8 protein-coding genes are annotated in these 10,312 nt (G+C 30.9%); 6 read left to right on the top strand and 2 right to left on the bottom strand.

Annotated elements, in window-relative coordinates; translation table 11 throughout:
* Positions 1–208: 208 nt before the first annotated feature.
* From murI to KIB46_RS07310, 6 genes are all read left to right on the top strand, one after another.
* Entirely contained in the window at positions 209–982 is a 774-nt protein-coding gene (murI, locus tag KIB46_RS07335; protein WP_156562644.1) for a glutamate racemase, read from the top strand.
* 174 nt (positions 983–1,156) lie between these two features.
* Positions 1,157–1,429 carry an STAS-like domain-containing protein gene (locus tag KIB46_RS07330; protein ID WP_156562647.1) on the top strand — a complete coding sequence of 91 codons (273 nt, stop codon included), beginning with the start codon at positions 1,157–1,159 and terminating at the stop codon, positions 1,427–1,429.
* A gap of 199 nt (positions 1,430–1,628) precedes the next feature.
* Positions 1,629–2,150, top strand: coding sequence for a peptidylprolyl isomerase (locus tag KIB46_RS07325; RefSeq protein WP_156562650.1), 522 nt, complete (start codon positions 1,629–1,631; stop codon positions 2,148–2,150).
* Between the two features lie 21 nt (positions 2,151–2,171).
* Positions 2,172–2,861 (top strand): helix-turn-helix transcriptional regulator, encoded by a 690-nt coding sequence (locus KIB46_RS07320; protein WP_156562652.1) that lies wholly within the window; start codon positions 2,172–2,174, stop codon positions 2,859–2,861.
* A gap of 102 nt (positions 2,862–2,963) precedes the next feature.
* Positions 2,964–6,569 (top strand): S8 family peptidase, encoded by a 3,606-nt coding sequence (locus KIB46_RS07315; RefSeq protein ID WP_363290363.1) that lies wholly within the window; start codon positions 2,964–2,966, stop codon positions 6,567–6,569.
* A gap of 63 nt (positions 6,570–6,632) precedes the next feature.
* Positions 6,633–8,009: a peptidoglycan-binding domain-containing protein gene (locus KIB46_RS07310; protein ID WP_156562656.1), complete on the top strand. Its 1,377-nt coding sequence runs from the start codon at positions 6,633–6,635 to the stop codon at positions 8,007–8,009.
* A 162-nt stretch (positions 8,010–8,171) separates the two neighbouring features.
* Here the strand turns inward: KIB46_RS07310 and KIB46_RS07305 are convergent, their stop codons facing one another.
* Together KIB46_RS07305 and KIB46_RS07300 are read right to left on the bottom strand one after the other, a co-directional pair.
* The gene (locus tag KIB46_RS07305) at positions 8,172–9,089 is read right to left on the bottom strand and encodes a radical SAM protein (protein WP_156562658.1); all 918 of its coding nucleotides are present in this window, start codon (positions 9,087–9,089) and stop codon (positions 8,172–8,174) included.
* A gap of 64 nt (positions 9,090–9,153) precedes the next feature.
* On the bottom strand, positions 9,154–10,215 hold the full coding sequence (locus KIB46_RS07300) for a GerAB/ArcD/ProY family transporter (protein ID WP_291671303.1): 1,062 nt from the start codon (positions 10,213–10,215) through the stop codon (positions 9,154–9,156).
* Positions 10,216–10,312 lie beyond the last annotated feature (97 nt).

Raw genomic sequence — 10,312 nt, 5'->3', positions numbered from 1 at the left:
TAATGGATATTTATGTATATTGGGAGATGCTTTTGCATCTCCTTTTATTTTTATCTAGTTTTTATTACTATCTCTGCCTACTAAAATTATACTCTAACTTATGATATAAATAAATTATTCATATTAGTAAATAAATATAATGTATAGATTTATTCTATGTAAAGTAATAAAATAGTTATAGATAAATAAGTAAATGGAGTGAGAAACTTTGGATAAGAAGAATATGCCTATTGGTTTTTTCGATTCAGGAGTAGGTGGATTAAGTGTCTTAAGAGAGGCTATAAAACTTATGCCAAATGAGGATTATATATATTTTGGGGATTCAAAAAATGCACCCTATGGAGTAAGGACTACTGAAGAAGTGAAAGAGCTTACATATAAAGCAGTAGATAAGTTATTTACTAAGGGGGCAAAAGCTATAGTAATAGCATGCAACACAGCTACTAGTGCAGCTGTTGCAGCGTTAAGGTTAGACTATCCTAATGTACCTATAGTAGGCATAGAGCCGGCAGTAAAGCCAGCAGTAAAAATGAAAAGGAATGGACCTATAATTATAATGGCTACCCCTATGACTCTAAAAGAGAGAAAGTTCAATAACTTAATGAGTAAATATAAAAATGAAGCAGAGATAATACCAATGCCTTGTGCAGGGCTCATGGAATTTATTGAAGCAGGTGATTTAGATAGCAATGAATTAAAGTGTTATTTAAAAGAGAAATTTAATAAATATGAAAATGCGGACATTGCTTCCATAGTATTAGGGTGTACTCATTACCCTTTTATAGCAGATAGAATACATGAAGTTATAGGTATGGATGTTCCAGTAATTGATGGTGGTTTAGGAACTTGTAAAGAATTAAGAAGAAGGCTGGAATTATGTGGTTTACTAACTGATTCAGAGAAAAAAGGTTCAGTGAATATATATAATTCATCAGAAGATGAAAAAATAATTAAATTAAGCAAAAGTTTATTGGGAATATAAAAAAGTTTATAAGAAGCAGTTGTTATTAATGGGATTACAACTGTTTTTTTTGCGTTATAAAATAAATATAGAAAAAAAGTTTGTTAAATAGTTGACAATAAAATTAGAAATTGGTATATTATATATAGAGAAGGAATTATCAGAAAATTTAAAAAATAAAGAGGGGTGTTATTTATGATAATTAATGTTAAGGAAGTATTAGGAGATAAAATAAATATAGAAGATGCAATTATATTAAGAGATATAATAAAGAGCAGTATAAACGAAGGAATTACATTAGACTTCTCAGGAGTTGAAAATATTCCATCGACATTTTTAACATGTTTATTTGGAGATATAATTAATCAATCAGGAAGAGAGATGATTTTTAATAATGTTAATGTTAAAAATTTATCAAATTATAATAATTACTCAAGAGTAGTATTGGGAACAGCTTTTATTAGCTAGGGTTTGAGTAGGAAGGAAAGATAATGAGTAGTTTAAATAAATTAAGGAATCACTATTTAGTATAATATCTAAATAGTGATTTTTTCTATTTTAATTTATTTATTATATTCAATGAATAAGATATAATTAAAACATGAATTATCAAGGAAAAGTATGATAATAATACTAAATATAATCAAAGAAAGGTAGGATAATTATTATGAAGAATCCAGTTGTAACTATAACTATGGAAAATGGAGGAGTTATGAAGGCAGAACTTTATCCTGAAGTAGCTCCAAATACAGTAAAGAATTTTATAGACTTAATTAATAGAGGATTTTATGATGGCTTAATATTTCACAGAGTAATTCCAGGATTTATGATTCAAGGTGGATGCCCAGAAGGAAATGGTATGGGAGGCCCTGGTTATGGAATAAAAGGAGAATTCAACAGAAATGGATTTAAGAATGATTTAAAACATACTAAAGGTGTTTTATCAATGGCTAGAGCAATGCACCCAGATTCAGCAGGAAGCCAATTCTTTATAATGGTTGAAAATGCGCCACACTTAGATGGACAATATGCCGCATTTGGTAAGGTTATAGAAGGTATAGAAGAAGCCGATAAAATTGTAACAACAAAGAGAGATTACAATGACAGACCTTATGAAGATCAAGTTATAAAGAGTATGACAGTTGATACATTTGGTGAAACTTATGGAGAACCTGAAATTATAGAATAAGCATTAGAAGGGAAGATAAAAGTGAGTAGAGTAGGGGAGAAGATCAAGGAAGCAAGAACAAAAGCTGGTCTTACTCAAAAGGCTTTAGGAAAAAAGTTAGGTGTATCTGATAAATTTATTAATGAAGTAGAAATGGGAAGAAGAGTTGCTCAAGAAGGATTTATAGAAAGAGCAGCAAAGATCCTTAATACGGATTTGAATGATATAAGTATGGTTGTAACAGATGAAGCATTAATGGAAGAAAGAAAGGTAGCAGAAGTTACTAAAAAGGAAAAGAAGATTAATGCCAAAATACTTGGAGAAACTTCACCTGTCTGGACTGATGCTTTCTCATCTGTATTGAAAAAGGTAATAATATATGACTATAGTTTAAAAAAGGAACTAGGAAATAAAGAACTTCCTATATATTCAAATAAGGTAGAAGGATATCCTGCAGATAAAGTTTTATATATAAAAGTAGAGGACAATAGTATGTCTGGATTCAGAATGATGAAGGATGATATAGTTTTTGGTCATTTAGTTAAAGAAGCAAGTAATAATGGGTTGTTTCTTATAGAGTATGACAATAAAAGAGTTATAAGACAAATAAAGAGTTTAGGTGGTCAAAAGTTATTACTTATAGGTAATGATGGGGCAGCTAAGACAGAAACTATACAAATGAATGAAGTAAAAATTATAGCTAAGTTAGAAAGGTTAGAGATACAGCTTTAGCTTGTTTAGGTGATATATGTTGGTAACATATATCACCTTTTTTTATATATTGGTAGTGAGATTTTATAAATAAAATTATTAGTAATCTTGTGAGGTTGATTTATTATAGAGAATATAAATAATGTAAGCAATTTACTTAAGAATGTACCTTTAGAATTTTTAGCTAAATTAAATACAACACAAACATTAAATGAGAATGCTCAAGGAGAGATTGAGGTAACCATTTTATATGGAGAACCACTTGAAGTGGTAAAAGCAATAGTAGAGAATCTAGGAGGCAGGATTGAAGACTTAGGATATGGGTATGCCATTGTAACTATACCAGCAACCAATCTTGTAAACTTAGCACAAAATAAAGCAATACAATATATAGAATTTCCTAAAAGTATGATCCTAACTGACCAAGGTAGTAATAGAGCAGCTTGTGTGGATAAAACTAGAAATACTTATTCTCTTAGTGGTGAAGGGATAGTAATAGGATTTATTGATTCTGGGATAGACTTTACTCATCCTGGTTTTTTAAAAGAGGATGGAACTACAAGAATAGAGTATATATATGATTTAACTCAAGATTCAAGTAAGGTTTATGATAAGGCTACTATAGACACTGCATTAAAGTCACAAGATCCATATTCAGTAGTGCCTTCAGAAGATTTAACTGGTCACGGTACTCATGTAGCTGGTATTGCCTGTGCTGGAGGAAGAATTGACAAAAGATATTATGGAGTTTCACCAAAAAGTTCAATCATGATGGTGAAAGCAGGTAGAGGTTATTTTTCTCTAAGTACTAGTATAATGAGAGGATTGAAGTTTCTAATCGATAAAAGTAAAGAGTTAAATATGCCTTTGGTTGTTAATATGAGTTTAAGTACAAATGATGGGGCACATGATGGAAGTAGTTTATTAGAATTATATATACAAACTATAGCTAATCATGAAAGAGTGACTATAGTAGTTGCAGCAGGTAATGAGGGGGATGCAGCACATCATGTTGGTGGTCTTCTAAAAAATAGTAATGATATTAATTTTGAGGTTGCTACAGGTGAAATAGCAGTATTTTTAAATTTATATAAGTCAATATTACCAGCGGTATCGATAGAGATTATAGCACCAACTGGAGCATCATCTGGAGAAATAGTAATAGAAGAAGGATATAAGGAAGGTGTTATTTCTGGTAATAGGTATAGGGTATTTACAACTGGACCTAAACCATTTGATATGGTAGGAGAGATATCAGTTTCCTTATATACAAATGCTCAGTATATTATTGAAGGAGTATGGAGAATTATTTTAAGAGTATTAAATGAATATAGTGGAGTATTTGATATGTGGTTACCTGTATCAGAGGGATTAAATGTAAATACAAAGTTTCTACAACCTAGTATAGATAATACATTAGGTATACCAGCTACAGTAGATAGTGTAATTTCAGTAGGAAGTTATAATTATTTAACAAATAATATTTCTTCATTTAGTGGAAGAGGAAGAACTAACATGTATTTTGAAGCAAAGCCAGAAATAGTTGCGCCAGGAGAAGGAATTACATCAACTATTCCTAACAGGTCATATGATACAAAGTCAGGAACTTCAATGGCAGCTCCCCACGTTTCAGGAATATGTGCATTAATAATGGAATGGGGAATTATTAAAGGAAATGATCCTTACTTATTTGGAGATAGAGTAAAATATTTTTTGGTAACTGGAGCAAAGAGAGAAAGAATAGATGTAAGTTATCCAAATATAAGTTGGGGGTACGGTGAAGTTTGTGCATATAATAGTTTACAACAGATATTGGATGTTTTAAATGTTATTAATATAAGCAATTTTAGGGAGAGTAACATGAATAGGCAACAAAAAAGGTTTGACACTATAGAAGAATACTTGAATTCATATGCGAATTCAGATGAAGTAGTTGGTATATTGGTAGAGTTTGTAAGTGAGGAACGCTTTAAAGAGCTTAATAATATTCCGAATACACAAGTAACAACTATATCGGAAAACTATGGAATAGTATATACGCCTATAAGTAACATTAAGAATATATCCCCATATATATCTGGAATTGTAGATGATATAAATCCTCAAATTTTTACGCTAACGGATGAAACTCCAGCTGAGGCAAGTAATGCATTAAATTATCATATTAATCCATACTTAAGTTTAAATGGAAAAGGTGTATTGATTGGAGTAATAGATACAGGAATAGATTATTTAAATACCGAATTTCAAAAAGAAGATGATACTACTAGGATAGTAAGGATATGGGATCAGACATTAGATAATATAGGGCAAGAGATAAATGGTTTAAAGGTGGGGATAGAGTATACAGAGGAACAAATAAATCAAGCTATATCTCTTAAAAAGTCTGGAGGTGATCCATATAGTATAGTTGCTACTAGAGATACAAACGGTCATGGAACAATGGTAGCAGGACTTGCAGCAGCAAGAGGTAAAAATCCAGATTTAATAGGTATAGCTCCAAACTGTAGTATAGTGGTTGTTAAATTAAAAGAAGCTGCTGATATAGTGCTTAGAACTGCTGGAGTAACAACAGTAGGAAATAATAGATATGATTATACTAGTATAGTAACTGCATTGAGGTATCTAACTTCAATATCTAAGGAATTAAATATGCCAACAGTTATGATAATTCCATTAGGAACAAATTATGGTGAACATAGTGGTAGAACTATAGTTAGTGGTGTTATTGATAGGATTGCTGGTACCTTAGGAAATGTCGCTGTTGTAGGAACTGGAAATGAGGGCGATACCGATACCCATACAGAAGGTAATATCAGAAGTTCTGGGAGTACTGAGGTAATTGAATTAAGAGTTGGAAAGAATCAAAATACATTGAATTTTGAAATATGGATAAGGCAGCCTAATAGTGCATCAATATCCGTAACATCTCCTTCAGGTGAAGTTATAGATAGAATATCTCCAAGGTCTGGAGGTAGAAGAAATATTAAGTTCTTATATGAAGGAACTATAATGTCTATAGATATAGATATGCCTAATGAAGCTACTGGTGATGAAAGAATAGTAATAAGAAGTATATATTTAAAAGAAGGCATATGGAAGTTTACCTTATATGGAGAATATGTAGTTGATGGTATGTATTGGGCTTGGTTACCACAAAGGGCTTTATTAGATCCAGACACAAGGTTTTTAAAGCCATCTCAGTATACGACTTTAATGTTACCTTCAACAGCTAATTCAGTAATATCTGTAGGTTATTATAATCAAAATAATAATGCTACAGTGGGAGCTTCAGGTAGGGGCTATACTACAGATGGAAGAATAAAGCCAGATGTTGTAGCAGGAGGAATTAATGCACCAATAGTAAGGCCTGGTGGAGGTGCAGGGGTAGCAAGTGGATCTTCAGTTTCAACAGCAATAGTTGGAGGAATATGTGCTTTAATATTGCAGTGGGCTGTAGTTGATAGAAATAAACCTGAAATATATGCTACACAGGTGAAGTCTTATATTATTAGAGGTACCCGTATGAGAGGTGGAGATGTTTATCCAAATAGAGAATGGGGATATGGGATTATAGATATGACTGGAATATTGAATGCTATGAGAGGAAATTATGGAGAAAATGTTGCTTTAAGATCATATCAAGAAATTTCTTATGATAATGATATTATTGATAATAAATATGAAGAATTTAATGTGGGAGGACTATTTATAAGAAAACCATTGTAGCTGTATCACATATAATTAGTACTAAGCATAATATATTATGAAACAATTTCATAGGAGATATTAATGGCTGATATAGGTCAATTAAAAGTTCAATGCTTTAGAGGAGAAAGCGCAGTACCAATAGATAACTGTAGAGTAACTATAAATCCAACAACTAGTGACCAAGTTCAAAACATAAATGCCCTTGGTAACAAAACTACAGCACCTAATAATGCAAGTGCAAGTAATATTAATACTACATTACTTACAGATTCTTCAGGTTCAACTCAAGTAATAGATTTATCAGCACCACCACTGGAGTACTCTCAAGAACCTACTAATAATGTACCTTATAGTCTTTATGATATTTTAGTAGAAAGAGATGGGTTTAATCCTATATCAATAAGAGGGGTGCAAGTATTTCCACAATCAACAGCCTTACAGAAAATAAATCTTCAAGAAAATGCAAATAGATCAAGTAGAGCTGAAATAATTATAATTCAACCAAATACATTGATTGGTAATTTCCCAGCAAAGATACCAGAATCGCCAGATAAACCTCTTCCACCGCCTACAGGAGGAGTTGTATTACCAAAGCCTGTAGTTCCAGAATTTATAACAGTGCATCAAGGAAGTCCTAATGATAACTCTGCGCCTAATTATAAAGTCCTATATAAAGATTATATAAAGAATGTAGCTTCGTGTGAAATATACTCTACATGGCCAGAGAGTACAATAAGGGCAAATGTATTTTGTATTATATCATTTACATTAAATAGAATTTATACGGAATGGTATAGAGGAAAAGGAAAGAATTTTGATATAACAAGTTCTACAGCTTATGATCATGCATTTAATTATGGAAGAAATATTTATGATAGTATAAGTGCTATTGTTGATGAAATATTCTCCACTTATATTAGGAGATTTGGAAGAAAGCAACCACTATTAACACAATATTGTGATGGTAAGAATGTAACTTGTCCTCAATGGTTAAGTCAATGGGGCAGTAAGTACCTTGGTGATCAAGGTTATATACCTTATGATATATTAACTTATTACTATGGAAATGATATTGAACTAACAACAGCTGAACAGGTTAGTGGTAGTCCATCTTCATATCCAGGATTTGATTTGACAGTTGGTTCAAATGGAGAACCTGTTAGGCAGACACAAGAGTTTTTAAATAGAATTGCACAAAACTATCCTTTAATTCCTAAAGTAGCAGTTGATGGTACTTATGGTGAATCTACTGCAGAAGCAGTTAGAGTATTTCAAGGAATATTTAATTTACCTAAAACAGGAGTTGTTGATTATGCAACATGGTATAGGATATCTGACATTTATGTAGGCGTAACAAGAATAGCAGAATTAAGAAGTGAAAATATATTCTATCCACCTAATTCCCGAGAAATGAGCAGAGGAAGTAATTCTGTACCTTTCTTTAATTATCCAAATTAATAGATATAAAAAAGAAACTCATATATAACAGTAAGAGTTTCTTTTTTGCTGTCTAGACCAATTATAAAATTTTAATTAGTATGAAGGGCATAGATATTTATTTTTCTGTGACTTGGAGATTGCGACGGAACAAGCAAAATAAATATCCATCCCGACTTTTTATTATTTATCTGATAGCACTCCTTGAAAGTTAAAGTTGGGAACGTATTCAGTTGTATTGGAACCTTCATCCTGAATAAATCCGTTAATTACTCCTAATTCACTAGCATAATCAATTAGTGAGTCGTAATGTTTTGGATTTAAAATTCTATTTATTTCTGGATATTTAGATGAGTTATGCATTGGTGTGTATTGATTCATTATGCTTATATAAACATCATCACCAAAAGTAGAATATATTTTATCTATAACTTTCTTAGAATCAAATAGTAAGCCAGGAAGCATTAAATGTCTTATAATAACTCCTTTAAGAATTCTACCTTTATCATCAAAGGATGGCTTACCAGTTTGCCTAACCATTTCTTTTAATATGGGAATTATTTCAGATGAATAATCTTTTGCCTTTGAATATTTTATAGAATATTTATCATCAAAATACTTAAAGTCTGGAAGATAAACATCTATATATCCATCTAATAACTTTATAGTTTCTAATGTATCATAACTATTGGTATTATAAAGGATAGGTAGTTTTAATCCTTTAGATTTAGCTATTTCTAGGGCTTCTATTATTTGTGGTACATAGTGGGTAGGTGTAACAAGATTTATATTATTTGCACCTTTATTTTGAAGTTCCAAGAAAATATTGCTAAGTCTATTTATGGTTATCTTAGCACCCTTATATTCCTGACTTATTTCGTGATTCTGGCAAAATACACATTTTAAATTACAATGTGAAAAAAATACTGTGCCTGAACCATTTTCACAAGATATAGGGGGCTCTTCCCAAAGGTGTAATTCTGCTCTAGCTACAATTAGCTTATCATCAGCAGCACATATACCTAGTTCACCATTTAGTCTATTAACACCACAATGCCTTCGGCATAAATCACATTTTTTTAATAGGTAATCATACTTCATTTTATAGCACCTCATAATTTATACTTATTAAATTATAAGACTGCTATAAAATACTATCAACTATCTAGTTGGTCATTTCTTTTCTATGTTTAAAATAAAAAATAATACATTGTGCTATGAATATTAAACTTAAACATCCAAACATAGGATAAAGTGTAGATATTAAGGTACCAAATCCAATTTGAGATATTGGTAATGCTATAGCTAAAACTATAACTATACCTAAGTTGAACTTAATTTTAAATGTTTGTTCTAATGTCTTTCCTATAGAGTATACATCTGAAACTTCTGTGGAGAACATCTCCAATAAAATAATCATTGATAATATAGCTTGTACTATTGGTCCAAAACGTTGAGCTATAAATAATAATGGTATTTCATACTCATATATATATGGTTGATTGATTAAAAGTAATGAGTTTATCGAAAGGGATAAGAAAGTTAGTCCTAATGCGCCTAATACTATACCTATAGTCATAGTTTTTGACTTTTTCATTTTGGTACTAAGGGGAACAAGAACACCTGAGCTACACAATATGTTATAGCCTGAATATAGTAATGTAGATATAAATACACCACTTTTTTTTGCTGGAGCATGAATAATGCTATCAATTGTCATTACATCATTACCAAATGCAATATACAAAGTAGTAATTAAAGAAATTGTTAGTATTAAACCAGGAACTATAAAACTATTTACTTCAATTAATCCTTCAGTTCCTCTAAGTAAAAAGAATAAGGATATACAAAGCATAATTAAAGTTCCTACGATTTTTGGAATATCAAAAAATTGATGTATTAAAGCTCCACTTCCAGCTAGTATAATTGATGCACTTGAAATAAAGTATAACGTAGTAATAATTCCAGTAAGCTTTCCAAATATATTAGGGCTGATTACTTGCATTACTTCGCTATATGAATTTAGTTTATACAAAAGACTTATTTTTGAGATTATAATCCCCATTGTTATATACAAAACTCCACATATTAAAATTCCAATAAAGCTCTTTGGTCCAAAGGAAGTGAAGAAGTTAGAGATTTCCTTTCCAGAAGCAAGTCCAGCACCTACGATTGTTCCAATAAACACAACAGCTACCTGAAATATTTTAAGCAATTCTTTTTTCAATTAAAAACCTCCTTTCAAACTTGTTCCTATACTTAATATATAATGTGGAATATTCAAATATTCTTTAGTAAATGTATAAGGGATTTTTTCTTAGGAA

It is taken from the genome of Clostridium sp., assembly GCF_018372875.1.
In the GTDB taxonomy this organism is placed as follows: Bacteria; Bacillota; Clostridia; order Clostridiales; family Clostridiaceae; genus Clostridium.
The sequence above is the reverse complement of the archived record's forward strand: the minus strand, read 5'-3'. Positions and strand labels throughout refer to the sequence as shown.

Coding starts and splice junctions, on each gene's coding strand:
- KIB46_RS07330 (WP_156562647.1), top strand. CDS start 1,157: ATGATAATTAATGTTAAGGAAGTATTAGGAGATAAAATAAATATAGAA.
- KIB46_RS07325 (WP_156562650.1), top strand. CDS start 1,629: ATGAAGAATCCAGTTGTAACTATAACTATGGAAAATGGAGGAGTTATG.
- KIB46_RS07310 (WP_156562656.1), top strand. CDS start 6,633: ATGGCTGATATAGGTCAATTAAAAGTTCAATGCTTTAGAGGAGAAAGC.
- KIB46_RS07305 (WP_156562658.1), bottom strand. CDS start 9,089: ATGAAGTATGATTACCTATTAAAAAAATGTGATTTATGCCGAAGGCAT.